The 23,556-nt window shown below is 62.2% G+C and carries 24 protein-coding genes and 1 tRNA gene; 18 read left to right on the top strand and 7 right to left on the bottom strand.

The features are described from left to right. Genes LMTR13_RS20835 through LMTR13_RS20810 form a run of 7 tightly spaced genes read left to right on the top strand, consistent with a single transcriptional unit; the run spans window position 1 to window position 3,426 of the window. A complete protein-coding gene (locus tag LMTR13_RS20835) occupies window positions 1-249 on the top strand; it encodes a hypothetical protein (RefSeq protein ID WP_065729459.1) in 249 nt (82 codons plus the stop codon). Beyond that, a complete protein-coding gene (locus LMTR13_RS20830) occupies window positions 246-824 on the top strand; it encodes a hypothetical protein (protein ID WP_083219110.1) in 579 nt (192 codons plus the stop codon). Before LMTR13_RS20835 ends, LMTR13_RS20830 begins: the two co-directional genes overlap by 4 nt. After that, complete coding sequence (locus tag LMTR13_RS20825; RefSeq protein WP_065729458.1) at window positions 799-1,005, top strand: hypothetical protein; 207 nt, start codon at window positions 799-801, stop codon at window positions 1,003-1,005. Before LMTR13_RS20830 ends, LMTR13_RS20825 begins: the two co-directional genes overlap by 26 nt. Next, window positions 1,005-1,184 carry an HU family DNA-binding protein gene (locus tag LMTR13_RS40885; RefSeq protein ID WP_156795695.1) on the top strand — a complete coding sequence of 60 codons (180 nt, stop codon included), beginning with the start codon at window positions 1,005-1,007 and terminating at the stop codon, window positions 1,182-1,184. The genes LMTR13_RS20825 and LMTR13_RS40885 overlap by 1 nt, the downstream gene beginning before the upstream one ends. 38 nt (window positions 1,185-1,222) lie before the next feature. Continuing rightward, on the top strand, window positions 1,223-1,720 hold the full coding sequence (locus LMTR13_RS20820) for a DUF7694 domain-containing protein (RefSeq protein WP_156795694.1): 498 nt from the start codon (window positions 1,223-1,225) through the stop codon (window positions 1,718-1,720). Beyond that, window positions 1,721-2,065, top strand: a complete 345-nt coding sequence (locus LMTR13_RS20815) for a hypothetical protein (protein ID WP_065729456.1) — start codon at window positions 1,721-1,723, stop codon at window positions 2,063-2,065. Between the two features lie 17 nt (window positions 2,066-2,082). After that, window positions 2,083-3,426, top strand: a complete 1,344-nt coding sequence (locus LMTR13_RS20810) for a right-handed parallel beta-helix repeat-containing protein (RefSeq protein ID WP_065729455.1) — start codon at window positions 2,083-2,085, stop codon at window positions 3,424-3,426. On the opposite strand, the gene LMTR13_RS39440 is transcribed toward LMTR13_RS20810, so the two are convergent. From LMTR13_RS39440 to LMTR13_RS20805, 3 genes are all read right to left on the bottom strand, one after another. After that, a complete protein-coding gene (locus tag LMTR13_RS39440; protein WP_083219109.1) occupies window positions 3,408-4,595 on the bottom strand; it encodes a PEP-CTERM sorting domain-containing protein in 1,188 nt (395 codons plus the stop codon). The genes LMTR13_RS20810 and LMTR13_RS39440 overlap by 19 nt on opposite strands. A gap of 112 nt (window positions 4,596-4,707) precedes the next feature. Beyond that, entirely contained in the window at window positions 4,708-5,100 is a 393-nt protein-coding gene (locus LMTR13_RS39435) for a helix-turn-helix domain-containing protein (protein ID WP_083219108.1), read from the bottom strand. A 2-nt stretch (window positions 5,101-5,102) separates the two neighbouring features. Continuing rightward, entirely contained in the window at window positions 5,103-5,471 is a 369-nt protein-coding gene (locus LMTR13_RS20805) for a type II toxin-antitoxin system RelE/ParE family toxin (RefSeq protein ID WP_065729454.1), read from the bottom strand. Window positions 5,472-6,117: 646 nt separating this feature from the next. On the opposite strand from LMTR13_RS20805, the gene LMTR13_RS20800 reads away from it, so the two are divergent. Both LMTR13_RS20800 and LMTR13_RS20795 read left to right on the top strand, forming a co-directional pair. Then, the gene (locus tag LMTR13_RS20800) at window positions 6,118-7,074 is read left to right on the top strand and encodes a hypothetical protein (protein ID WP_065729453.1); all 957 of its coding nucleotides are present in this window, start codon (window positions 6,118-6,120) and stop codon (window positions 7,072-7,074) included. Between the two features lie 233 nt (window positions 7,075-7,307). After that, a complete protein-coding gene (locus LMTR13_RS20795) occupies window positions 7,308-7,526 on the top strand; it encodes a hypothetical protein (protein ID WP_065729452.1) in 219 nt (72 codons plus the stop codon). Between the two features lie 14 nt (window positions 7,527-7,540). On the opposite strand, the gene LMTR13_RS41755 is transcribed toward LMTR13_RS20795, so the two are convergent. Further along, window positions 7,541-7,705 carry a hypothetical protein gene (locus LMTR13_RS41755; RefSeq protein ID WP_197520876.1) on the bottom strand — a complete coding sequence of 55 codons (165 nt, stop codon included), beginning with the start codon at window positions 7,703-7,705 and terminating at the stop codon, window positions 7,541-7,543. Beyond that, window positions 7,702-7,905, bottom strand: coding sequence for a hypothetical protein (locus tag LMTR13_RS20790; protein WP_335622026.1), 204 nt, complete (start codon window positions 7,903-7,905; stop codon window positions 7,702-7,704). Before LMTR13_RS20790 ends, LMTR13_RS41755 begins: the two co-directional genes overlap by 4 nt. A gap of 293 nt (window positions 7,906-8,198) precedes the next feature. On the opposite strand from LMTR13_RS20790, the gene LMTR13_RS20785 reads away from it, so the two are divergent. Beyond that, the gene (locus LMTR13_RS20785; RefSeq protein WP_065729450.1) at window positions 8,199-8,429 is read left to right on the top strand and encodes a hypothetical protein; all 231 of its coding nucleotides are present in this window, start codon (window positions 8,199-8,201) and stop codon (window positions 8,427-8,429) included. Window positions 8,430-8,716: 287 nt separating this feature from the next. Here LMTR13_RS20785 and LMTR13_RS20780 read toward each other — a convergent pair. After that, window positions 8,717-8,793, bottom strand: a tRNA-Arg gene (locus tag LMTR13_RS20780). A gap of 318 nt (window positions 8,794-9,111) precedes the next feature. On the opposite strand from LMTR13_RS20780, the gene LMTR13_RS20775 reads away from it, so the two are divergent. From LMTR13_RS20775 to LMTR13_RS20750, 6 genes are all read left to right on the top strand, one after another. Beyond that, window positions 9,112-14,325 (top strand): alpha-2-macroglobulin family protein, encoded by a 5,214-nt coding sequence (locus LMTR13_RS20775; protein ID WP_065732850.1) that lies wholly within the window; start codon window positions 9,112-9,114, stop codon window positions 14,323-14,325. Window positions 14,326-14,426: 101 nt separating this feature from the next. After that, window positions 14,427-16,541 (top strand): penicillin-binding protein 1C, encoded by a 2,115-nt coding sequence (pbpC, locus tag LMTR13_RS20770; RefSeq protein ID WP_065729449.1) that lies wholly within the window; start codon window positions 14,427-14,429, stop codon window positions 16,539-16,541. 77 nt (window positions 16,542-16,618) lie between these two features. Beyond that, complete coding sequence (locus LMTR13_RS20765) at window positions 16,619-18,361, top strand: ArnT family glycosyltransferase (protein WP_065729448.1); 1,743 nt, start codon at window positions 16,619-16,621, stop codon at window positions 18,359-18,361. 1 nt (window position 18,362) lies between these two features. Then, entirely contained in the window at window positions 18,363-19,208 is an 846-nt protein-coding gene (locus LMTR13_RS20760) for a phosphatase PAP2 family protein (protein ID WP_065729447.1), read from the top strand. 74 nt (window positions 19,209-19,282) lie between these two features. Next, window positions 19,283-20,023 (top strand): glycosyltransferase family 2 protein, encoded by a 741-nt coding sequence (locus tag LMTR13_RS20755; protein ID WP_065732849.1) that lies wholly within the window; start codon window positions 19,283-19,285, stop codon window positions 20,021-20,023. Further along, window positions 20,023-20,361: a lipid-A-disaccharide synthase N-terminal domain-containing protein gene (locus LMTR13_RS20750; RefSeq protein WP_065729446.1), complete on the top strand. Its 339-nt coding sequence runs from the start codon at window positions 20,023-20,025 to the stop codon at window positions 20,359-20,361. Before LMTR13_RS20755 ends, LMTR13_RS20750 begins: the two co-directional genes overlap by 1 nt. A 3-nt stretch (window positions 20,362-20,364) precedes the next feature. Here the strand turns inward: LMTR13_RS20750 and LMTR13_RS20745 are convergent, their stop codons facing one another. Continuing rightward, window positions 20,365-22,050: a Na/Pi cotransporter family protein gene (locus LMTR13_RS20745; RefSeq protein ID WP_065729445.1), complete on the bottom strand. Its 1,686-nt coding sequence runs from the start codon at window positions 22,048-22,050 to the stop codon at window positions 20,365-20,367. Between the two features lie 269 nt (window positions 22,051-22,319). On the opposite strand from LMTR13_RS20745, the gene LMTR13_RS43370 reads away from it, so the two are divergent. After that, window positions 22,320-22,565: a PilZ domain-containing protein gene (locus LMTR13_RS43370; RefSeq protein ID WP_065729444.1), complete on the top strand. Its 246-nt coding sequence runs from the start codon at window positions 22,320-22,322 to the stop codon at window positions 22,563-22,565. 149 nt (window positions 22,566-22,714) lie between these two features. After that, window positions 22,715-23,542 carry a tetratricopeptide repeat protein gene (locus LMTR13_RS20735; protein ID WP_065729443.1) on the top strand — a complete coding sequence of 276 codons (828 nt, stop codon included), beginning with the start codon at window positions 22,715-22,717 and terminating at the stop codon, window positions 23,540-23,542. The last annotated feature ends 14 nt before the right edge of the window (window positions 23,543-23,556 follow it).

Genomic DNA, 23,556 nt, shown 5'->3' with positions numbered 1-23,556 from the left:
ATGACCAACGAATTTCTGAAGCGCACGAAGACGCAGGTTCGAAACGGATATGGGGTCGAGACGACCCCGCAATATCTGGCCGAGTTTTTCCCGGTTTATGACCAGGGCGCGCGGGCTCAGATCCTCAACGAGATGGATTCCGGGTCCGATAGCTTCGAGGGCAGCACGCCACGGGAAACCGGAGACAACCTGGCGCTTCGGATGAAGCTGGAAGCCGTGCACCAGGCCCTGATCAAGGCTGGCAGATGACGAGCCCGGTTCACCAGGCCCTTGAAAACGCCAAGCTGGCAGAGCGCACGGCACAGTATCAGCGCAACGAGGCTGCCATCCTTGCGAGCCTCAAGCGTCAGTTCGGCGGTGCTCCGATGGAGCAGACGCCCGCCATGATGGTCGCGCTTTCCGCCTTCGTGAATTGGTGCGAGGCAAAGGGCGTCAGATCCTTCCCTGCACAGCCGGCAACCGTTGCCCAGTTCACGCTGGAGAATGCGGGGCTTGGTATCGACGTCCTTTCCGAGGTGGTCGATCACATTGCCGACATGCACGAGGCTGCAGGGCTCGCAAATCCGGTCGCAACCTGGATCGTCGCGGAAGCAATGGATCGCATCGACAGCCGGGCCGAGGCGCCGCGTTCCTGGCCGAAAGAGCACAAATGGCGGTTTCATCAACTGCCCTGCATCCTCCGCCGCTACCTCTTCGCGCACGATCGACAGCGCGAAAAGACTGTGAGGCAGGCGCAGGGCGAGGCCGCGAAGGCGCGGCAGGAATTGGCCGCAATCCAGAAACCAGTAGAGGGATCCAATGGCACTACGCACGCCGCCGCTTGAGGAGCAAATCGAAGCTCTCCGCAGCAAGATCAACACATTCATCGATGAGCGCGTTGTCGAGATGGCAAAGGAAACGCCGGGTGTGCCGGCGGCGATCCTTCGTAACCTTCTGACAGCTCGGGCAGGGGGATGCCAATGCGCCCAATATCTTCAGATCATGAAAGAGAGGGGGGCGGCCTGATGCAGCACGGCGGATTGCTAAGCGGATTGTCTGACCCGGAGCTGATGGCTCGTCTGGCCGAGCGTCGGCGCATTGCGGAACGGATTTCCGAACGAATGGGCGTGAGCCTGCAGGACGCTCGCGAGGCGCTTGATGCGTTCGAATCCGATCTTTCGCTCAAAGGTCATCAGTTGCACTGATGAGAGCCCATCTACCAGAGATACTAGAGCTTGGCCGCGTGCGGGATACGGGCATCTTCCCTGATCATGGCGCGGATGGCCGTTTCATTGTGCAGGGACCTTGCGGTTGTGCGCTTCAAGTCACTTCGGCGACTGAAGCGGGTTGGGAGCACGTGTCGGTCAATACAGACCAATCACGTTCGCCGAACTGGCAAGAGATGTGCTTCGTCAAGGATCTGTTCTGGGATGAAGAGGAGTGCGTGATGCAATTGCATCCGCCGCTCTCGCAATACGTCAAGACCCATCCCTATTGCCTGCATCTCTGGAAGCCGTTGCATGAAGAGATTCCGGTGCCTCCGACAATTCTTGTGGGAGTACCGGGTTTCGAAACAGGTCAGGCATTGGCACTCATTGCGAAGCTAGGCGAGCATAACCTGACGTTCGCTGAAGAGACGATCGCCATGCTTCAGATCAGCCAAGTCATGGGGGAGGAGGGTTGCTCCTGGGAGACGGCCTATCAGCGCTGGAAAGAGTCCTTGCCGCGGGAGGTCGCTTGAATGGCAAGCTGGGCACAGAAGATCAGAGCGCATGGCGCGAGCAAGCAACGGGCGGCGCGCAAGCCTAAGCCTGAGGTGCAAACGACGTGGGCCCAGACTCGTTTTGCGGACAGCGAGGCCGGCGACCCCGGCGCCGTGATCGATGTTCATTTCATCGTTGAAGAGAACACTGTGACGCTGACGGACGAAAAGGGAAAGCCGATCGGCGGCAAAGCAAGTTCATACGTTTTGCAGCCTGGAGAGACGGCCCTGCAGATCGCAAAGCGAATGGCGCTCGCGAATTGGCGGAAGTCAGACGCGCCCTTCAATCGGGCGCTGAAATATCAATCGTTGGGCATTGCCTGACAGTACTTGGATAGAAGATGGGAACACTCTACGTTGACACTGGCGGCAATCCCGCAAACTCTGGATCGACTGATAGCGCGTCGGCAACGCTCACCGGCACGAGCGCTACCTTCGTTTCTGGCACGACCGTACAGCTCGACTCCGGAACTGATCTCTCCTCCGTGGAGACATCGGGCGCGAGCCAGTCAACAATCAACATCGCTGGAGCGACCAACACTAATAGAACGATCTTTTGGATTACGGCTGTTTCGGGGTCTGGTGGCGCTACGCCGCAAGTCACTTTGGACGTGGCCCCTACCGGCATGACCACAAACTCCTGGCGGATTGGGGGTCAGTATGTCTTCCCATCGTCCAACACTGCGAACGTAATCGTCAATGCTTTGCGGGCTGGTGATACCCTTCAGTTCAACAATACGCCGTCGGGCAAAACCTCGACTTACATCACGTCTAACGTTGCGGGTGATAATACAAGTGGCCGCATTCGGGTCATCGGTAGATCTGGGGTGCGGCCAGTGCTCGCGAACACGGGTGCGGGCGTCTCTCCGATCAGCGTAAGCCATGCTGGGTGGCATTTCGAGAACTTGGAAATTACCAGCACAGCAAACGGAGCAATTATGCAGCTTTCGGCTGGTGCTCACGTCTACAATCTCAAAATCTCTGGTTCGAGCGGCGGCTCGATACAGCACGGCATTGTAATGGCCGGCAACGGCAGTGTCATAAAGGGCTGCGAGATTGGGCCTGTCATTGGCAGCGGGATCAACCCGCAGAGCAGCGTGACCATGGGGCTCATCGTGGGCAACTACATCCACGATTGCACGGTGGACGGAATCACCGAAGGCGGCACCGGGCCAGGCGTGGCGATCGTCGGGAACGTTATTGAAGGGAATACCGGCCGCGGCATCTATTTCTCGGGGTCCACGACCGCTCAAAGCCATGCTTTGCTTGTGTATGGAAACACAATTTACGGCAACGGCAACTCCGGGTTTGAAGTTGCTGACGCAGATAGCGTCGTTCTCCTGGTCAACAATATCATCCAATCCACATTGACCGGCGTTGCAACGGCAAAGTGGGCGGCCGGCTCAGGGCAGCTTGTGTCGATGCATTCCAACAACGTGTTTTACAATAGTGCTGACGCAAACAGTGGGGTGTCCGGCTTCACTCTCAACAGCACGGAATCCTCTAGTGATCCGCTGCTGGTTAATCCAGGCTCCAACAATTTCGCTATCAGCTCATCGTCGCCGGCTGCAGAGGCTGGCATGTTGGGGGCGTTGCCTGTGTCCAGCGCTTCGACGGGCTATCAAGATATCGGGGCGGTGCAGCGGCAAGCGGTAGCCGCACGAGCCTATGTGATAGGGAGTTGAGCTGTGGAGGTTTTGCGGCGAGATCTTCCAAGAATGCTTAAACCAGCGAACCCGATCAACAGCATTGCCCATGTTGAAGGTTCTGGAACGGGTGGCGCATACGAGTACGTGCCACTCCAAAACACTTGGATTCCATTTGCTCCGGGCGGCAACAGAAAATTTAACCCAACGGTTAGGTTGGGATAGCTGTCGCTTATTGCGCAGTCGGCGTCCCACAGCCAGCAGGACGCGAGAACATCATAAGGTTGCTGAAACTCTCCAGGAAATGAATATTGAACTCCAACAGAGCCGCGCCTGACGTAGTTTTGATATCGTCCATTGATGATTTCGGGTGCGAAGATAATGAACCCGAAATTCACATGGTCGCCTGGGAGAAATTCGTAGAATGCAGTTTGATAGCCATTATAGCCGTCGAAGGCCCCAGCGCCGTCTATTTGCCAAGTACGGGCGGAGCCTGGCAAGCCGCCAGGAGCAAACGCATCAATATTGTATGTAGCCGCAGTGGCCGGCCCGCACAGACAAGATCCTATTGCAATTGGGATAGCTAGCAGCAGCGATCTCGTAACAAACGGAATGGGGAGCGTTCCGCCTACTTGCGCACGACGGGAGATCTTGCGGCGGCGATGCGTCAGATATCCAAAATAAGCAAATCCAAGGATCATCATCGCCCAAGTTGAGGCTTCTGGTACCGCAGCCGTAACGTTCGGCGGCTGGTAGGAGTAGGGCCCCGTGAAGGCCAGCTGCAGTTCTGTCGCTCCCGCGGGAACGAGAAAGAGCAGCCTTTCGACAAGAGTGGGAGGCGTGTCGGGTATGCATCCATCGCCAAAACAGCTGGCATAGAGGGGCCCAGTAGCGCTGAAGGCTAGCGGCCCCCAGCTGAAGCCTAGGACGCCCTGATAAGAACTGTAGATAGGAAACTGGCTACGTCCAGGCCCTGTGAAGGCTGGTCCTAATTCCACAGATCCGAGGTCAACAACATCTCCTTGGTTCACTTGGTAAAGAGGCGTCAGGTATCCATCCGGCGTGCACGATGACGGACCCGGACAGTTATTAGAAAAAATCGTTGTGCCGCCGACAGAAGCGTTGATTAACACTGTGGCCGCCGACGCGGAATGATGGTGGCTGAATATGACCGTCAGCAAAAAAGCAACGCACAACAATATACGCATAACTCAACTCCCCAAAAGCCCCATTCCACCTTCCCGCGGCGGTTGAGTCAATGCGGTCACTCAAACAAAAAGACCGCCCGAAGGCGGTCTCTGTGTTCGACTTTGGTTTTGATCAAGCTTCTGCGTGAGCCAACCTGAGTTTGCGGCGAGGCTGAGTTGGCCTTTTTGTTGGGGCCGGTCGTTTGGATCTTTTTGTCTGTTCGCATCCTAATCCTGAGAGAGATACTCTTCCGTCAGGGAATTCGGCGATGACCTTCAGCGAACCGCCCATAGCCTCAATATAGCTCTGAAGCGTTGAAATGAGCATATCGCTTCGGCTTTCGATCCGAGACACGCTATCTTGTCCTATGCCGAGCAGTTTCGCCATTTGCTCTTGCGTGAGATCAAGCGCTTTGCGCACATGCTGAAGAGCCATTTCCTCGCCAATCAATTCATTGGCTCGCGAGGAAATCTTCGCACGCCTCTGGGGCGGCAAGTCCCGGATGATTTGATTGATGTTTTTCATGGCTATCCCCTTTTACTCTCACTCTGCTTCAGTCGCTTTAGGTGATTTCCAAATCTCTCGTCGGCTGTTTTGATTAAGTCGCGATAGAATCGGTCTTGGTTCTCTCCTTCTTTATCGCCGCCAACCAAAATGACGGCCTGCCTTTGCGTATCAAAGGCGAATGCGAATCGCCACAGCCCGTCGAGCCGAAACCGAAGCTCCTTCATGTTAGGGAAGGAGGAATGGTCCAAGGTGTCCACGTTTGGACGGCCCAGTTGGGGGCCGAATTGCTCCAACAGCTTGAGGCGTGACAACAGTTCGTCCTGAATGTCAGGAGGGAGTCCAGCGAACTCCCCCTCAAACTCATCTGCCAGAAGGACATCCCATGCCATGGACTAACTAATGCACAGGACGCCATATGGTTTCAAGACCATATTTTGCAAGTCGGTCTTACACAAACGTTAACGATGGAACTCAATTGAACCTGCTTACTGACAAATTACCAAAGCAAATTCAAAGTGTTACTCGTTGCAATTTTGTGCGTTCTAGTCGCTCATTTCGCCTTCGCCTTCAGCCCCAGCTCTACAAGCCGGCGGATGGCTTCTGGCCGCCCAGGCAGATCGCCCTGCTGCCGTCGCCAGTCGTCGATCTGTCGCAGGCCATCAGTCGTTATGCGCACAGTCACGGCCTCGCTCTCCACAGGGGGGCGGCCGCGCGATTTTTTAACGTTATTTATTCTTGACTTCATAAATTCATGATGTCATAAAATAGCAAGCCGGGCAAGTGCGGAAACATCCTGCCCGGCTCTAACCCCAAGCAAGGAAGCGACCCATGCCCAAGGCTGACAGCGTGCATAGCACGCCACGATCTTCTGCGTCTTCATCGATACCCAGCGCCCCAGGCGCCGTTCAATTGTCTTCACCTCCAGTGATTCCGACCAGCCACGCCCATGCAGGGCAGGGAGTCAAAAACGAGCCAGAACCATCCTCCGGTTCGGAGATTCGTTCGGACGGGGCTGCAGTCAGTAGGAGGACTATCATGAACATGTTCGTTGGAAGCGCGGCCGTCGCGGGCGCATCAATTTTCCCTGAGACCACTCCAGCCGCGCCATCGAACGCCACCGATCAGGCATCGCAAGATGCAGAGCTAGTGCAGGCCGCGCGTGGTGTACGGGCCGCCGATCAAGCCATTAGCGACCTGCACGACAAATTCGGCGACGATGCCGATAGCCGCGCCGATTATCACGCACGTGAGCGCGAGCGAGACGACTATATAGCAACGCTAGTGGTAGTCCCTGCGTTGGGGGCGGATGGCATGCAGGCCAAGGCCGCAGTCTTGCGGCTGCGTACGCTGATAGAGGACCACGACCGACACCGGGAAGTTGCCGTGTCGCTTGCCGACGATATTGCCGAAAGGGGATCGCCAGCGCTGCGGCCAGTTGCTGCCCGTTTGCCCGATCCGGTTTATGCCGCGATCGAAGCGCACGAAAAAGCCTATGTAGAGGTACGCGCGGCCTGCGCCGAATCGGACCGACTGCAAGATCTGGCGGACAAGATTGCCGGCAAGCGCATGGTGGTGATCCCAGATCTTCGCGCGGGCGCCGATATTGACGACGACTTTTTCAAGCTACCCGTTGCCTATGAGCAGGACGGGATAGAGTTTGTTGAGGCCTGGACCAGCCGCCATGTTGAGGTGTATCTCCCGGGCGACGAGAACAGGGAATTGAGAGAGGGTTTTTGCCAGAAGCTGGACGAAATCGAGAAGGCCCGAGATGCGGTGTATGGAGACCTTGACGCTGTAGTTAATGGCCCGGCATCGGCGGAAGCGGACGCGGTGGATAATCTGATTGAGACGGTGCCAACAACAATGGCTGGGCTATTGTCTTTCTTGATCCACTTGGCCAAGGCACGCCGACGCGACCCCGAATTGCTTTGCGAGCAGCATTTGGAGCCGTTGATAGACGGGCTTGGCAAGGCAGCAGCCACGCTGAGCTGAGATGATCCTTTTAGGCCCGCCGGTTCACGCTGGCGGGCCTTTTCCGTTCTCATTTCTTAATTTGTTCTCATTCGGTGAGGTGGTACTGGCCGGTTTCCAGTCACGGTGGCCGGTTTTGAAAATCACAGTGGCCTGATTTGAAAGTTCACAAGGGAACCGACGCCCGGGCATCGGCATATTAAGAGACGGACTTGCAAACCCAACGGTTAGGACCCGTAGCAGGAGGTTGTGTCATGCAACGTCGCCGTCGACCAGAGCCCCACACATTCGAAGAGAATATCGCCGCCGAAAAGGCCAAGCTGGAAGCAGAGGCCGCCAAGCTCAAACCCGGCCCTCAGTTAGACAGGCTCCTCAAAAAGATCGGTCAGCTCGATACCGCCGCCCATATCAACGAGTGGCTGACATCACCCGGACTGCAACCCCCGCAAGCCGTAAGGAATTTGGCAAAATAGAGAGTAGGGCCGCCTCAGTTGGCGGCCTCTTCATCGAGGACTTCATATTCGAAGGCCACGCCTTCCGGATCGTTCTCCTTAAACCAGGCTTCGGCAACGTCTTGGCTCGCAAAGACCTTAAGGTGGTCAACGTCGCCGACTTCCTTGCTGGTGTCGACGTATATCCAGACCGTCGTCATTGATCCCTCTTCAGCTTACGCTTGCCCCAGTGATGCTTCTTGAGATCGGGGTTGAAGACCCGCTCGACATGACGGTTCAACGCCCGCATGACGCCGATCCTGGCCAACATCGTCGGGCCACCTTTCTCAGCAACAAGGATCAGCGCCTCCATGGCGGCCTGCCATTCCGGCGCGGAGTGTTCGGCCTGCGGCAACTTCATGATGTGGCTGGCGGCATCCCTCAGGGTGAGGAGCCGCCGGCCATTTGGAAGCGGTATTGGGTCCTCAAACGAGGTCGACCAGGGCAATAAAATCTACTCGGGCAATGATCTTGGGTGTTCCGCGCTAGCACAGCCTATTCCTAGCGGCTTGTCATCTCGTTCACGTTTTGTACTATTTGCCTCATCGTGAGAAACGACCGTGAAATCGAGATCCTTTTCAGACGCCTTCGCCTGTACGACCAGCTCGGGCGCGGGGCCGAAGGCCTTTACCGGACAATCCAGAGAGAATTGAAATGCCGGAGCCGCTGCAGTGGTACGACGAGAAAGCCGACAGCTCGCCGTGGATCAGGGCGCTTGCCGAAGTGCGCCAGCGGGCGACACGTGAAGGCTACTGCTATCAGCACGTCCAGGCCATCATGGTCGCCATCGATCAGTACGCGGAGAAGGCGCTAGGCAATCGCGATTACTTTCTCAATAAGCCGTACAGCATTGGCGAGAGCAGGAAGGTCAGCAACGTGCCGTGACATTCACGTCGGCGGGCCCTTCTTCGGTCCACACGGCTGCAGCTTGGCGGCAATGAATAGCGCGACGATTGCGACAATCAGAACGACAAGTCCGATGGCGTCGGTATCCCCCTCAGATGCGAACGAAGCAGGAAAGGCCGTGTTGCGCTCGTGTTGCGTGGAGCTGCTTGTAGCTGCTTGTAAGGCGTTGAAATCGCTGTCAGCGACGTGTAACGCCGCGCAACACGGTTCGCGTGCTAGAACGAACGGCGGAACGCGCCAAGTTGTTGATTGATCATCAGAAGTAGTGGCGATCCCGGCAGGATTCGAACCTGCAACCCGCGGAGTAGAAATCCGCTACTCTATCCAGTTGAGCTACGGGACCGTCCGGGCGATAGACAACTGGCCATCGCCTTGGCCTCTCTAGCACTGCCAATATGAAAAATCCGCTTTCCCGCCAAGACGGTCGAACCGATTTCCTCAAGGGGGCGACAAAGCCAGACGGCGGGCTGTCTCATATAGTCCGCCCTGACACACATGCCTACCCGCCGGCGATCCGCCGGTCAGGGCGGGCGGGACCGTTTGGACTGCCAGCGCCATGCATGCGATCCTATCGCAAGCCTTCACCTCCGCCATCAGTCCGTCACCTTTTCGCGCCTTTTTTGGTCGTTACGCGGCATCTGTCCGCGGCAAGGAGCCCATCATGATCGGTTTGGTTCGCGCCACAGTGATTTGCGCCACGCTGGCGCTTGGCCTGACGGCGGCGGGGGCTGCGGACAAGGCGTTCAAGCGCGACGAGCTGGCCGATTCGGCGGTCAAGCTGGAGGCCCAGATCAAGAGCGAGGCGGGGCCGGTGGCCAAATCCTCCGCGACGCTGCGCAACGACGCCGACGCCGCCTTCAAGCGCGCCGACTTCCGGGTGGGCCTGCAGATCCTCGGCCAGATCGCCGCCACCACGCCTGAAGACAGCGCCAACTGGCTGCGGCTCGCCAAGACCATCTTCCAGATCCGCGCCGCCAGCTCCAGCGAACAGACCTTCCTGTATGAGCGCGCCTCGACCGCGGCCTACATCGCCTATCAGCGCGCCGGCAACCAGGCCGAGGAGGCCGATGCGCTGGCCGTGCTCGGCCGCGCCATGTCCGAACGCAAGCTGTGGCGGCCGGCGCTGGATGCGCTACGGCTGTCGCTCGACATGCGCGAGGTCGCCGAGGTCCGCGGGCAGTACGAGAAGATGCGCGACCAGCACGGCTTCCGGCTGCTCGATTATACCGTGGATTCCGACGGCGCCTCGCCGCGCGCCTGTTTCCAGTTCTCCGAAGACCTCGCCAAGCGGGTCGATTTCGCGCCGTTCGTGGCGCAGGCCGGCACCGACAAGCCGGCGCTGACGAGCGAAGGCAAGCAGCTCTGCGTCGACGGGCTGAAGCATGGCGAGCGCTACAACGTCAATCTGCGCGCCGGCCTGCCGTCCACGGTGAAGGAGAGCCTGCCCAAATCGGCCGAGTTCAACATCTATGTGCGCGACCGCAAGCCGTTCGTGCGTTTCACCGGGCGGGCCTACGTGCTGCCGCGCACCGGCCAGCGCGGCATTCCGCTGGTCAGCGTCAATACGCCTTCGGTGAACGTCAACGTATTCCGGATCGGCGACCGTAACCTGATCAACACGGTGGTCGACAGCGATTTCCAGAAGACACTCTCCAGCTACCAGCTTTCCGATCTCGGCAACGAGCGTGGCGTCAAGGTCTGGTCCGGCGAGCTTGCCACCGCCTCCACGCTGAACCAGGACGTCGTGACGGCTTTCCCGGTCGACCAGGCGCTCGGCGATTTGCAACCCGGCGTTTATGTGATGACGGCGGCGGCCAAGGGCCCCGGCAGCGGCGGCGACGATGACGGCTCGCTGGCGACGCAGTGGTTCATCGTCTCCGACATGGGGCTAACAGCGTTTTCCGGCAATGACGGCATCCATGTCTTCGTCAATTCGCTGGCTTCGACCGAAGCCGTATCGAAGGCCGAGGTGCGGCTGGTCGCGCGCAACAACGAGATTTTGGCGACCCGCAAGACCGATGATGCCGGCCATGTGCTGTTCGAGGCCGGGCTTGCGCGCGGCGAAGGCGGGCTGTCGCCGGCGCTCCTGACGGTCATGAGCGAGAAGGCGGACTACGCCTTCCTCAGCCTGAAGACCAGCGCCTTCGACCTTACCGACCGCGGCGTGTCCGGGCGGGCGGTGCCGGCCGGCGCCGACGCCTTCGTCTATGCCGAGCGCGGCGTCTACCGGTCGAACGAGACGGTCTACCTGACCGCGCTGCTCCGAGACGGGCAGGGTAACGCCATGGCCGGCGGGCCGCTGACGCTGGTGATCGAGCGGCCGGACGGCGTCGAATTCCGCCGCGCCCAGCTCCCCGACCAGGGCGCAGGTGGCCGCTCTCTTGCGCTGCCGCTCAATTCCGCGGTGCCGACCGGGACCTGGCGGGTGCGCGCCTTTACCGACCCCAAGGGTTCGTCCGTCGGCGAGACCACCTTCATGGTCGAGGATTACATTCCCGAGCGGATCGAATTCGAGGTATCCGCCAAGGAGAAGGCAATCAGGCCGGAGACTCCGCTTGAACTGAAGGTCGCAGGAAAATTCCTTTATGGCGCGCCGGCGTCGGGCCTGCAGCTCGAAGGCGACGTGCTGGTCGCCCCCGCTGCCTCCGGGCGGCCCGGCTATCCCGGCTACCAGTTCGGCGTGGCGGACGAGGAAACCGCCTCCAACGAGCGCACCCCGATCGAGAACCTGCCGGAGGCCGACGCCAACGGTGTCGCGACCTTCCCGGTATCGCTGGCAAAGGCACCGACCTCGACCCAGCCGCAGGAGGCGCAGATCTTCATCCGGATGGTGGAGACCGGCGGCCGCGCCGTGGAACGCAAGCTGGTGCTTCCGGTAGCGCCAACGGCGGCGCTGATCGGCATCAAGCCGCTGTTCGGCGACAAGAGCGTCGCCGAGGGCGACAAGGCCGAATTCGACGTGGTGTTCGTCAGCCCGGACGGCAAGCAACTGTCGCGCGACGGCCTGCGCTACGAACTGCTGAAAATGGAGTCGCGCTATCAGTGGTATCGCCAGTACTCGTCCTGGGAATATGAGCCGGTCAAATCCACCAAACGCGTTGCCGATGGCGACCTGACGCTGACATCAGACAAGGCGGCGCGGGTATCGGTCGCACCGGAGCCCGGCCGCTATCGCCTGGACGTAAAATCGAACGAGGCGGATGGCCCGATCACCTCGGTGCAGTTCGACGTCGGCTGGTATTCCGACGGCAGCGCCGATACGCCTGATTTGTTGGAGACCTCGATCGACAGGCCGGAATACGCCTCCGGCGATACCATGGTGGTGTCGGTCAATGCGCGCACGTCCGGCAAGCTGACGGTCAACGTGCTCGGCGACCGCCTGCTGACGACGCAGACCGTGGACGTCAAGGAAGGCACGCAGCAGGTCAAGCTGACGGTCGGCAAGGACTGGGGCACCGGCGCCTATGTGCTGGCGACGCTGCGGCGACCGCTGGACGCGGCGGCGTTGCGGATGCCCGGACGGGCGATCGGGCTCAAATGGTTCGGCATCGACAAGAAGGCGCGCACGCTTGCCGTCGCGCTGTCGCCGCCGCCGCTGGTTCGACCCGGCACCAGCTTGAAGATTCCGGTCAAGCTCGGCGGGCTCAATCCCGGCGAGGACGCCAAGGTCGTCGTGGCCGCGGTCGATGTCGGCATTCTCAACCTGACCAATTACAAGCCGCCGGCGCCTGATGACTACTATCTCGGTCAGCGCCGCCTCACGGCTGAAATCCGTGACCTCTACGGCCAGTTGATCGACGGCATGCAGGGCACGCGCGGCCAGATCAGGACCGGCGGCGACGCCGCCGGCGCCGAGCTGCAAGGCTCGCCGCCCACGCAGAAGCCGCTCGCGCTCTATTCCGGCATCGTCACAGTTGGCGCCGACGGCACCGCCGAGATCGGTTTTGACATTCCGGAATTCGCCGGCACCGCGCGGGTGATGGCGGTGGCGTGGACTGCGACCAAGCTCGGCCGTGCCACCATCGACGTCACGGTGCGCGATCCCGTCGTGCTGACGGCGACGCTGCCGCGCTTCCTGCTCAATGGCGACAAGGGCACCATGAGTTTCGACCTCGACAATGTCGAAGGCGCGCCCGGCGACTACAGCATCAGCGTGAAGACCTCGGGACCCGTGAAGGTGACGGGTAATCCCAGCACGACGGTCAAACTAGCGGCCAAGCAGCGGACCTCGATGTCGCTGGCGCTCGATGCCGGCGGCGCAGGCACCGCCAATCTCGACGTCGACATCAAGGGCCCGAACGGCCTGACGCTGGCGCGGCACTATGCGCTCGACGTCAAGGCGGCGACGCAGGTGCTGGCGCGGCGCTCGATCCGGACACTGGCCAAAGGCGAAAGCCTGACGCTGACCCCGGACATGTTCTCCGACTTGGTGTCGGGCACCGGCAGCGTGTCGCTGTCGGTGAGCCTGTCCACCGCACTCGATGCGGCGACCATCTTGAAGGCGCTGGATCGCTATCCGCACGGCTGTTCAGAACAGATCACCAGCCGCGCGATGCCGCTGCTCTACGTCAACGATCTGGCGGCCGGCGCGCATCTGGCGATGGATACCGCAGTCGACCAGCGCATCAAGGATGCGATCGAACGGCTCTTGGCCCGCCAGGGCTCGAACGGCTCGTTCGGCCTGTGGTCGGCCGGCGGTGAAGACGCCTGGCTCGACGCCTATGTGACCGACTTCCTGACCCGCGCCCGCGAAAAGGGTTTTGCGGTGCCGGACGTGCTGTTCAAGAGCGCGCTGGATCGCATCCGAAATTCGGTGGTCAATGCCGACGAGCCGGAAAAGGACGGCGGTCGCGATCTGGCCTATGGCCTTTACGTGCTTGCCCGCAATGGCGCAGCGCCGATCGGCGACCTGCGCTATCTTGCCGACACCAAGCTGAACAATCTCGCGACGCCGATTGCGAAATCGCAGCTCGCCGCGGCGCTGGCGCTCGTCGGCGACAAGACGCGGGCGGAACGGGTCTACGCGGCAGCGCTCGATGCGCTGGCGCCAAAACCGGTGCTCGAATTCGGCCGCGTCGATTACGGCTCGGCCCTGCGCGACGCGGCAGCGCTGGTCTCGCTCGCCAGCGAAGGCAACGCGCCGCGGGCGACGCTGACGCAGGCCGTCCAGCGGGTCGAAGCGGCGCGCGGGCTTACGCCCTACACCTCGACGCAGGAGAATGCGTGGATGGTGCTGGCCGCGCGGGCGCTGTCGAAGGAAACGCTGGCGCTCGATATCGACGGATCGCCGGTCAAGGCCGCCGTCTATCGCAGCTACAAGGCCGAGGCGGTAGCCGGCAAGCCGGTCAAGATCACCAACACCGGCGATGCGCCGGTGCAGGCAGTGGTCTCGGTCTCGGGCTCGCCGGTTACCCCCGAGCCGGCAGCTTCCAACGGCTTCAAGATCGAGCGGAATTATTTCACGCTCGACGGCAAGCCCGCCGACGTCACCAAGGCCAAGCAGAACGATCGCTTCGCGGTGGTGTTGAAGATCACCGAGGCCAAGCCGGAACACGGGCACATCATGGTGGCCGACTATCTGCCGGCCGGCCTCGAGATCGACAACCCGCGCCTGGTGTCGTCCGGTGACTCCGGCACGCTGGACTGGATCGAGGACGGAGAGGAGCCGGAGCATACCGAGTTCCGCGACGACCGCTTCACGGCGGCGATCGATCGCGCCAGCAACGACCAGGCGGTGTTCACGGTGGCCTACATCGCGCGCGCGGTCTCGCCCGGCAAATACGTGCTGCCGCAGGCCTATGTCGAGGACATGTACAACCCCTCGCGCTACGGCCGTACCGGCACCGGTTCGGTTGAGGTGCGTCCGGCGAAATGAGTGAAGATGAGATGAGCGACGCGGCGTCAGCGCAATCTCGGTCATCATGCCCGAGCTTGATCCGGGCATCCACGTCTTCCTCCATTCGAGGAAGCAAAGACGTGGATGGCCAGGACAAGCCCGGCCATGACGGTTGTGTTGGACCTCATCGCTTTTTCCGGATCGCCGTAACGCTCGCCTTCGTCTTCATCGTAGTCACCACCGCATTCGCTGGCTGGGTCTACTCGCTCGGGCCGTTGCCGCTGGAAGAGGCACGAAAAGTATCCACCACCATCGTCGATCGCAACGGCAAGCTGCTGCGCGCCTATGCGATGGCCGACGGACGCTGGCGGCTGCCGGTGGATGCGAAGACGGCAGTCGATCCCGGCTATCTGAAGGTGCTACTCGCCTATGAAGATCGCCGCTTCTGGTCGCACGGCGGCGTCGATCCGCTGGCGCTGGGGCGGGCTGCGCTGCAGTTCTTAACGCGCGGCCACATCGTCTCCGGCGGCTCGACCATTACGATGCAACTGGCGCGGCTGATGGAGCCGCGGCGCGAGCGCTCGGTGTATGCAAAACTGCGCCAGATGGTGCGCGCGGTCCAGCTCGAGCGGCAACTGAGCAAGGACGAAATCCTCGATCTCTATCTGGCGCTGGCGCCATTCGGCGGCAATCTCGAAGGCATCCGCGCTGCTTCCATCGCCTATTTCGGCAAGGAGCCGAAACGGCTTTCGCTTGCGGAGACCGCACTCCTGGTCGCGCTGCCGCAATCGCCGGAACGCCGCCGGCTCGACCGTCATCCGGAAGCGGCCCATACCGCGCGCGACCGTGTGCTGGCGCGGATGGTCGAGGATGGCGTCGTGTCGCAAGCGGACGCGGCACAGGCCAAGGCGGTCGCGGTGCCGCGGCTGCGCAAGCCGATGCCGATCCTCGCGCCGCATTCCTCCGATGCCGCAACGGCGACGGTGAAGGATACGCCGCTGATCAAGCTCACGCTTGATTCCGGCTTGCAGAAAACGCTGGAAGCGTTGGCGCGCGACCGTGCCGTGGCGCAGGGTCCGAACATTTCGGTCGCCATCATCGCGGTCGACAATGAAACGGGCGACGTGCTGGCGCGCGTCGGCTCGTCGGACTATTTCGACGAGCGCCGCGCCGGACAGGTCGACATGACCCGCGCGGTGCGGTCGCCGGGATCGACGCTAAAACCATTCATCTACGGCCTCGCCTTCGAGGATGGCTTTGTGCATCCCGAGAGCCTGATCGACGACCGTCCGATCCGCTTCGGCTCCTATGCGCCGGAAAATTTCGACATGACGTTCCAGGGCACGGTGCCGGTGCGCAAGGCGCTGCAGCTTTCGCTGAACGTGCCGGCAATCGCGCTGCTCGATCGCGTCGGCTCCAGCCGGCTGTCGTCACGGCTGAAGCAGGCGGGCGGCAACCTCGTGCTGCCGAAGGACGAGGCGCCGGGCCTTGCGATGGGTCTTGGGGGCGTCGGCGTCACCTTGCAGGATCTGGCGCAGCTCTATGCCGGACTGGCGCGGCTCGGCGCGGCGAAGCCGCTGCGTGAAATCATGCTCACCAGCGACGAGCGCGAGCCGCTGCGGCTGATGGACCAGGCCGCCGCCTGGCAGGTCGGCAACGTGCTGCTCGGCACGCCGCCGCCGGAAAACGGCGTGCACAACAAAATCGCCTTCAAGACCGGCACCAGTTACGGCTATCGCGACGCCTGGTCGGTCGGCTTCGATGGCCGCATCACCATCGGCGTGTGGGTCGGGCGTCCCGACGGCGCGCCGGTGCCCGGCCTGATCGGCCGCACTGCCGCCGCGCCGATCCTGTTCGACGCCTTTGCCCGCACCGGAAAAATCCCGGCGGCGCTGCCGAAGCCGCCGAAAGGTGCGCTGATCGCTGGCAATGCCAAGCTGCCGTTGCCGTTGCGGCGGTTCCGTCCGGTCGGCGAGTTGATGCGGACCGGCAGCGATTCCACTCCGCGCATTCAATTTCCCCTGAACGGTTCGCGCATCGACGTCGACCGTTCGGGTAACGGCCAGGCCGCCGCGATGCCGGTCAAAGTTGCCGGCGGCGTACTACCGTTGACCATCATGATGAACGGCGCCTCCGTCGGCGAGATCGACAGCCGGCGTCAGCGCCTGGTCGACCCGCCGGGACCGGGCTTTGCCCGGTTGACGGTGATCGACGCGACCGGCGCTGCCGATACCGTGGTCATCCGGGTACAGTAAGGAAAAACGCTCTGATGACCGCGACTTAAGGGTCTTACGGTGTTGTTTGCAGTGCGGTTTCATCGTATGCGAACAGCATGGTGGAAACCTTGCAGCCCCCACGCTTTGGAGCGGGCCAACAGCCTGTAAAACCTGCGCATTCCGGCCGCAGGGTGGCGGCTGTGTTCGACTTCGCCACCGCGAGTCACTTTCGCGCCATCGTGTTTCTGGTGCTGTGCGGCATCGTGCTGTTCCTGCCTGGATTCTTCAATATTCCGCCGATCGACCGCGACGAAGCGCGCTTCGCGCAGGCGACCAAGCAGATGGTCGAGAGCGGCGATTTCGTCGATATCCGCTTCCAGGACGACGTCCGCTACAAGAAGCCGGTCGGCATCTATTGGCTGCAGGCCGCCGTGGTCGAAACCGCCTCATCGCTCGGCCTGCCGCGCGCGCAATTGCGCATCTGGCTCTACCGGATTCCTTCCCTGATCGGCGCCATCGGCGCGGTTCTCCTGACCTACTGGGCGGCGCTGGCCTTTGTCACGCGACGAGGCGCCGCGCTGGCGGCGCTGATGATGTGCAGTTCCGTCCTGCTCGGCGCCGAAGCAAGGCTGGCCAAAACGGATGCGATGCTGCTGTTGACCGTCGTCGCCGCGATGGGGGCGATGGCGCGGGTCTATTTGTCCTGGCAGCGTGGCGAGGATCCGGTGCGTCCGCCCTGGGCCGCGCCCGCGATCTTCTGGACGGCCCTGGCCGGCGGCATCCTGCTCAAGGGGCCGCTGATCCTGATGTTCGTCGGGCTGACCATCATGGCGCTCGCGATCCTGGACCGCTCGGCGGCATGGCTGTGGCGGCTGCGCCCGGTCTGGGGGCTGATGTGGACGCTGGTGCTGGTGCTGCCATGGTTCGTTGCGATCTTCTGGCGCGCGGGCGAGGCCTTTTTCTCCAATTCGCTCGGCGGCGACATGCTGAGCAAGCTCGGGGCACAGGAGTCCCATGGCGCGCCGCCCGGCCTCTATCTGCTGCTGTTCTGGGTAACGTTCTGGCCGGGCGCGGCGCTGGCGGGAATGGCGGCGCCAGCGGTATGGCGCGCGCGGCGGGAGCCCGGCGCGCAATATCTGTTGGCGTGGCTGGTTCCGTCATGGATCGTGTTCGAGGCGGTACTGACCAAGCTGCCGCATTACGTGCTGCCGCTTTATCCGGCGATTGCGATCCTCACCGCCGGCGCGCTGGAGCGCCGCGTGCTGTCGCGATCCTGGCTGATGCGCGGTGCGGCCTGGTGGTTTGTCATTCCGGCCGGGGCATCCGTGATCGCCGTCATCGGCGCCATCAAGCTGACGCATTACCCGGCATTTCCGGCCTGGCCCTTCCTGGCGGCAGCGATGATCTTCGGCCTGATCGCGTGGTGGATGTTCGAGGACAGCCGCGCCGAGCGCTCGCTGCTGAATGCCGTGGTCGCGGCGATGTTTCTGGCGGTCGGAATCTACGGCATCGTCATGCCGTCGCTGACGGCCATGTTTCCAAGCGCCGAGATCGCGCGCGCGCTTCGCAACGTGGTCTGCGTCGGGCCAAAGGCGGCGGCCGCGGGCTTTCACGAGCCGAGCCTCGTATTCATGACCGGCACCGGCACGCTGCTCACCGACGGATCGGGTGCGGCCGATTTCCTCGGGCAGGGCAGTTGCCGCTTCGCGCTGGTCGAATGGCGCACCGAGCGCGCCTTCGTCCAGCGCGCCGAAGCGATCGGGCTGCGCTACAATGTAGCGAAGCGAATCGAGGGCTATAACATCTCGCAGGGCAAGGCGATCTCGATTGCCATCTTCCGCTCGGAAGGCACGGAGTAAGATGGCTGCGAGCCCTTCTGTCGTCGATTCCAAAAACTATCATTCGCGTTTCGCCACGCTGGCGTGGCTGTCGTTGGCGCAGCTCGTGCGGTCGCCGTCGCACTCGCGGCGGGCCGAAGCCGCTCGCCGCGCGGCGCGTCACGTCTTGTGGATCTCGGCGGGTCTCGGCGCCGCGATCGTGGTGCTGATGTATACGATCGACGCGTGGGAAATCGCCCAGATGCCAAAGCGCGGTACGCCCTCGCTGTGGTGGGTCCGCATTGTCACCGATTTCGGCAAGGACGAATATGTGCTGGCGGTGCTGGGCGTATCGCTGATCGCGGTCGCGATCGCTGCACCGGCCCTGCATGGCATCAGACGATCATTGTTGCTCGGTCTCGGAACGCGGCTGCAGTTCATATTCTGCGCCGTTGCCGTGCCCAGTCTGGTCACCGAAGTGCTGAAATACAGCATCGGCCGCGGGCGGCCATTTGTCGGCGGCGAGGCCAACGCTTTCCACTTCTCGCACTTCGCGGGCAACCCGGCCTATTACAGCTTTCCTTCCGGCCACGCCACGACAGCCTTTGCGCTCGCCTTCGCGGTGTCGGTCATCTGGCCGAATGCTCGCCTTGCGATGGCCGTCTATGCCCTCATCATTGCGGCGACCCGTCTGGTGCTGGTCGCCCACCATCCAAGTGACGTGGTTGCCGGCGCCCTGGTCGGCATCGTCGGTGCGATGTTCGTGCGATACTGGTTTGCGGCCCGTCGGCTCGGATTTGCGATCCAGCACGACGGCAGCATCGTGTCCCTTGTCGGGCCCTCGTCCGGACGCCTCAAAAGGGTTGCCCGGGGCGCTTTCGCCCCATAAAAGCGGACGCCGCCCGACGGCCCGATAGGCCCGGTTCCGGGTCCTTCCAAACCAACCAGACGAGTACCGATTTGATACCTGCCGACAGAGATGCGGTCGCCGTTTCAATCGTTGTGCCGGTGCGCAACGAGGCGGACAACGTCGCGCCGCTGATTGCGGAAATCGTCAGCGCGCTCGGCAGCCGCTGGGCCTACGAAATCATCTATGTCAACGACGGTTCGACGGATGCAACCGCAGAGCGGCTGGCGGCGATGATGAAACAGTATCCGCAGCTTCGGCAACTGAAGCACGCCGCCTCAACGGGGCAATCGGCAGCGGTGCGCAGCGGCGTGCGGGCCGCGCGCGGCGCCATCGTGGCGACGCTCGACGGCGACGGACAGAACAATCCGGCGTTCCTGCCGGACCTGATTGCGGCGGTTGAGAAAGGCGATGGCCGCGTCGGCCTCGCCGCCGGTCAGCGGGTCGGGCGCAAGGACACCGGTTTCAAGAAACTGCAGTCGCGGATCGCCAACGGCGTGCGCAACGCGATCCTGCGCGACGGTACCCGCGACACCGGATGCGGGCTGAAGGCGTTCCCGCGCGAGGTGTTCCTCTCGATGCCCTACTTCGACGGGCTGCATCGGTTCCTGCCGGCGCTGGTGCGCCGCGAAGGTTTCGACATCGCTTACGTCGACGTGATCGACCGCCCGCGCCAGTCCGGCGTGTCCAATTACGGCTTCTTTGACCGGTTATGGATCGGGATCATGGATCTTGCCGGCGTGTGGTGGCTGATCCGCCGCAAGAAGTCGACGCCCGTTGCGATCGAGGTTTCCTGATGCTGATTCAATACGGGCAGGCGCTCGGCGACTATCTCTACGACGTGTTCGTCGCCAAGTTCGACTTCTGGCTGGCCTTCGGGCTGATCGCGCAATTGTTCTTCACCGCGCGCTTCCTGGTGCAGTGGATCACGAGCGAGCGCGCCGGGCAGAGCGTGGTGCCGATGGCGTTCTGGTTCTTCTCGATGGGCGGCGGCATGATGACGCTGATCTACGGCATCGCCAAGCGCGAGCCCGTGATCATCGTCGGCCAGTCGCTGGCCACCATCATCTACATCAGAAACATCATGCTGATCGTGAAGAACCGCGGCACCGCCTCGAAGACGCTCGATCGCTGACCGTCAGCGGCTCGGCGCCGGCGCGGATAGCGTGGGCAACTCGCTTTCGGCGCTGCGATGCGCGGCGAGTTCGCCGGCCGCATCCAGTACGGGATAAGCGACCGAGCAGATGTGCGAGTGAATGCGCCGGAGGTCGCGGAGCACGTCGAGATGAAGCGACGTGGTCTCGATGGTTTCGGGCCGGCCCTCGCGCAAACGGTCGAGGTGCCGCTCGGTGGCGGCGAGCTCGGCATTGCGCAGCGCGGCCTTCTCAGCCAGCAATTTTCGCGCTTCGTTGAGGTCACCCGACATGAAGACCCCGAACGCGATCCGCAGCGAATCCATCGTGCGCTTGTGAAAGGCCGAAAGCTCCTCGGCGCCCTCGGCCGAGAACTGGAAGCGGCGCTTGATTTTCTTGGTTGCCAGTTCGCTCAGATTCTTGTCGATGATGTCGCCGATATGCTCGAGGTTGATGGCGAAGGAGACGATCTCCATCGCCCGGTGTCCCTCGCGCTCGTCGAGACTGCCGCGGGTGAGTTTCGTGACATAGAGCTTGATTGCCTCGTCGAGGCTGTCGACGCTGTTGTCCATCCGCGAGACCTCGTCGACCAGCGCGCGGTCGTTGGTCATCATCGCCGCCATCACCTTGCGCAGCATGATCTCGACGTGATCGCCCATGTGCAGGGTCTCGCGGGCGGCATCCGCCAGCGCGAGGGAAGGGGTCTCGAGCGCGCTCTCGTCGAGATAGCGCGGACCTGACGGGTCGGCCTCCTTGACGCGCTCGGGCAGCAACCTCTTCAACAGCCGCGCCATGCCGTCGAGCAGACCAATGAAGAGAGCTGCGGTCGCAACGTTGAAGGCGATGTGGAACAAGGCGGTCGCCTTGGCTACATCCGGTTGCCACGCGATCAGAAGCTCCGCGATCGGCTGCAGGAACGGCGCCGCCAGCAGGACGCCGACGAGCCGGTTGACGAGGTTGCCGAGCGGAAGCCGATAGCTCGCGGGATTGCCGCGGCGCGCGCCCTCGACGATCGGATTGATGGCGCTGCCGAGATTGGCGCCGAGCACGAGCGCCAGCGCCGCATAGGGGGTGATGAAATGCGCATAGGCCAGCGACATCACCAGCAGCACGCTGGCAACGGAAGAATGCACGAGCCAGGTCACGATCGCAGCGAACAGGATGCAGAGCACGGGATCGCCGGTAATGGCGTTCATGAAGACGCGCACGCCCGGCGCACTCTCCGCCGGCGCCAGCGTATTGAGCAGGATATGCAGCGCCAGCAGCATCAGGCCGAGCCCGATGAAGACGCGGCCGATGTCCTTGATGCGCGAGCGCGGCCCGGTGCGGAAGGCGACCAGGCCGATGAGGAACAGCACGGGCGAGACGGCGGCGATGTTGAACGACAGGATCTGGACGATCAGCGTGGTGCCGACATTGGCGCCGAGCATGATGGCGAGCGCAGGCACCAGGCTGACGAGCCCGTCCGACGTAAACGAACTCGTGATCAGCGCCGTCGCGGTGCTGCTTTGGAGCAGCGCGGTCAGGCCGAGGCCGGCAGCGAAGGCGGAGGAGCGGTTGCTCAGGGCTTTTGCCAGCAACTGGCGCAGGTTCGGCCCGAACGCGCGCAGGATCCCGCTGTGGACCATGTGCAGGCCCCACAACAGCAGCGCCACGCCGCCCATCAGGTCGAGAAGGACGAGGCTTCCCATGTGCGTCAACTTCCGCCAAATCGAGTCGAGGGGTCAGGCTATCGCCTGACGAGAGGGGATCAACCCTTTAATTTGCCGAAAATTGCGACGCGGAGGCGCTGATGCGGGCGCGGCTTTCCGGCGTTCGAAGGTCGAGGCGCCGGGTTCGGTAAACGGAGTTCGAATGCAACAGTTACATTGCGAGCTGACGCGCTAGGTCAATTCCAACAATTCTTCGGTAAAGCTGAGGGCACCTCCGGGTGAATCACTCCAGCAAGGCCAGGGTAGACATGTTAGCGAATCGCCGCAGAAGCGAACGACGTGCGTGCAGAAACTTTGCGAAAATACAGTTTGCGACCGGCGGATTGCCGCGCGACTGCATGATTACCGACATGTCGGACGGCGGCGTGAAGATCATCGCCGAGTATCCCGAAATTCCTGCCGAATTCACGGTGATCTTTTCGGAGGGGAGGCCGCGTCAGTGCAAGCTGGCCTGGCGGATCGGTTGCGAACTCGGCGCGCAATTCCTCGACTAGGTGGCGCGGCGAAACGGGCCGGCACCGCGCGTACCTGGCGGCAGCCGCCCGCAAAGGTCACCAATTACCGCAAAAGCGGGCCAGCTTAACCGGAACTTAGGGTTAAGCTGTGAACACTTCTGGACAGTCGCCGCCGTGAGTCCTGCTACATGCTCCAGAAGTTGCCCCATCCGCTCCGCGTCATGCGGCTCCTTGCGTGCACATCGACCCTGATCCTGGCGATGGGGCTTGGCGGCTGCCAGACCTCGGGTCTGTCAGACATTACCGGTTCGATCGGCGAGAAGGCCGACACTGACCCGGCCGCCGATCCGCGCCGCGATCTTCAACTTTACCAGGAGCGCTATCGCGCCGATCCGAAGGATGCCGACGCAGCGCTAAAATACGGCAAGGCGCTTCGCGCGACAGGGCAGCGGTCGCAGGCGGTTGCGGTGCTCGAACAGGCCTCCATCGCCCATCCGGGCAACAAGCTGCTGCTCGCAGCCTACGGCCGCGCGCTGGCGGATAACGGCAATTTCCAGCAGGCCTTCGACGTGCTCGGCCGCGCCCACAGCCCCGACGATCCCGATTGGCGGCTGCTGTCGGCGCAGGGAGCAACACTGGATCAACTCGGCCGATACGAGGAGGCGCGACAATACTATGCGAGCGCGCTGAAAATTGTGCCCGACCATCCGTCGGTGCTGTCCAATCTAGGACTGTCCTATGTGCTCTCGAAGGATTTGCCCAAGGCCGAGGAGAGGCTGCGCCGCGCCCACAGCCTGGCCGGGACCGATCCGCGCGTGCGCGCCAATCTTGCACTGGCGGTCGGCCTGCAGGGCCGTTTTGCCGAGGCAGAAAAGATCGTGAAGGCCGACCTGCCGCCCGCCGAAGCGGCAGCCAACGTCGCGCAATTGAAGCGGATGCTGGCGCGAAAGGACAGGGAGAACGCGCGGGCCGAGGCCGACAAGATGCCGATCGCCTCGGCCCGACGCACCGACTAGTCTAGCGCTCTACC

This window comes from Bradyrhizobium icense (genome assembly GCF_001693385.1).
Lineage (GTDB): Bacteria > Pseudomonadota > Alphaproteobacteria > Rhizobiales > Xanthobacteraceae > Bradyrhizobium > Bradyrhizobium icense.
The sequence above is the reverse complement of the archived record's forward strand: the minus strand, read 5'-3'. Positions and strand labels throughout refer to the sequence as shown.

Excerpts from the sequence above, each read along its gene's own strand:
- LMTR13_RS20835 (WP_065729459.1), top strand. The coding sequence starts at position 1 with ATGACCAACGAATTTCTGAAGCGCACGAAGACGCAGGTTCGAAACGGA.
- LMTR13_RS20830 (WP_083219110.1), top strand. The coding sequence starts at position 246 with ATGACGAGCCCGGTTCACCAGGCCCTTGAAAACGCCAAGCTGGCAGAG.
- LMTR13_RS20825 (WP_065729458.1), top strand. The coding sequence starts at position 799 with ATGGCACTACGCACGCCGCCGCTTGAGGAGCAAATCGAAGCTCTCCGC.
- LMTR13_RS40885 (WP_156795695.1), top strand. The coding sequence starts at position 1,005 with ATGCAGCACGGCGGATTGCTAAGCGGATTGTCTGACCCGGAGCTGATG.
- LMTR13_RS20815 (WP_065729456.1), top strand. The coding sequence starts at position 1,721 with ATGGCAAGCTGGGCACAGAAGATCAGAGCGCATGGCGCGAGCAAGCAA.
- LMTR13_RS20810 (WP_065729455.1), top strand. The coding sequence starts at position 2,083 with ATGGGAACACTCTACGTTGACACTGGCGGCAATCCCGCAAACTCTGGA.
- LMTR13_RS39440 (WP_083219109.1), bottom strand. The coding sequence starts at position 4,595 with ATGCGTATATTGTTGTGCGTTGCTTTTTTGCTGACGGTCATATTCAGC.
- LMTR13_RS39435 (WP_083219108.1), bottom strand. The coding sequence starts at position 5,100 with ATGAAAAACATCAATCAAATCATCCGGGACTTGCCGCCCCAGAGGCGT.
- LMTR13_RS20805 (WP_065729454.1), bottom strand. The coding sequence starts at position 5,471 with ATGGCATGGGATGTCCTTCTGGCAGATGAGTTTGAGGGGGAGTTCGCT.
- LMTR13_RS20800 (WP_065729453.1), top strand. The coding sequence starts at position 6,118 with ATGAACATGTTCGTTGGAAGCGCGGCCGTCGCGGGCGCATCAATTTTC.
- LMTR13_RS20795 (WP_065729452.1), top strand. The coding sequence starts at position 7,308 with ATGCAACGTCGCCGTCGACCAGAGCCCCACACATTCGAAGAGAATATC.
- LMTR13_RS41755 (WP_197520876.1), bottom strand. The coding sequence starts at position 7,705 with ATGACGACGGTCTGGATATACGTCGACACCAGCAAGGAAGTCGGCGAC.
- LMTR13_RS20790 (WP_335622026.1), bottom strand. The coding sequence starts at position 7,905 with ATGAAGTTGCCGCAGGCCGAACACTCCGCGCCGGAATGGCAGGCCGCC.
- LMTR13_RS20785 (WP_065729450.1), top strand. The coding sequence starts at position 8,199 with ATGCCGGAGCCGCTGCAGTGGTACGACGAGAAAGCCGACAGCTCGCCG.
- LMTR13_RS20775 (WP_065732850.1), top strand. The coding sequence starts at position 9,112 with ATGATCGGTTTGGTTCGCGCCACAGTGATTTGCGCCACGCTGGCGCTT.
- LMTR13_RS20765 (WP_065729448.1), top strand. The coding sequence starts at position 16,619 with ATGGTGGAAACCTTGCAGCCCCCACGCTTTGGAGCGGGCCAACAGCCT.
- LMTR13_RS20760 (WP_065729447.1), top strand. The coding sequence starts at position 18,363 with ATGGCTGCGAGCCCTTCTGTCGTCGATTCCAAAAACTATCATTCGCGT.
- LMTR13_RS20750 (WP_065729446.1), top strand. The coding sequence starts at position 20,023 with ATGCTGATTCAATACGGGCAGGCGCTCGGCGACTATCTCTACGACGTG.
- LMTR13_RS20745 (WP_065729445.1), bottom strand. The coding sequence starts at position 22,050 with ATGGGAAGCCTCGTCCTTCTCGACCTGATGGGCGGCGTGGCGCTGCTG.
- LMTR13_RS43370 (WP_065729444.1), top strand. The coding sequence starts at position 22,320 with ATGTTAGCGAATCGCCGCAGAAGCGAACGACGTGCGTGCAGAAACTTT.
- LMTR13_RS20735 (WP_065729443.1), top strand. The coding sequence starts at position 22,715 with ATGCTCCAGAAGTTGCCCCATCCGCTCCGCGTCATGCGGCTCCTTGCG.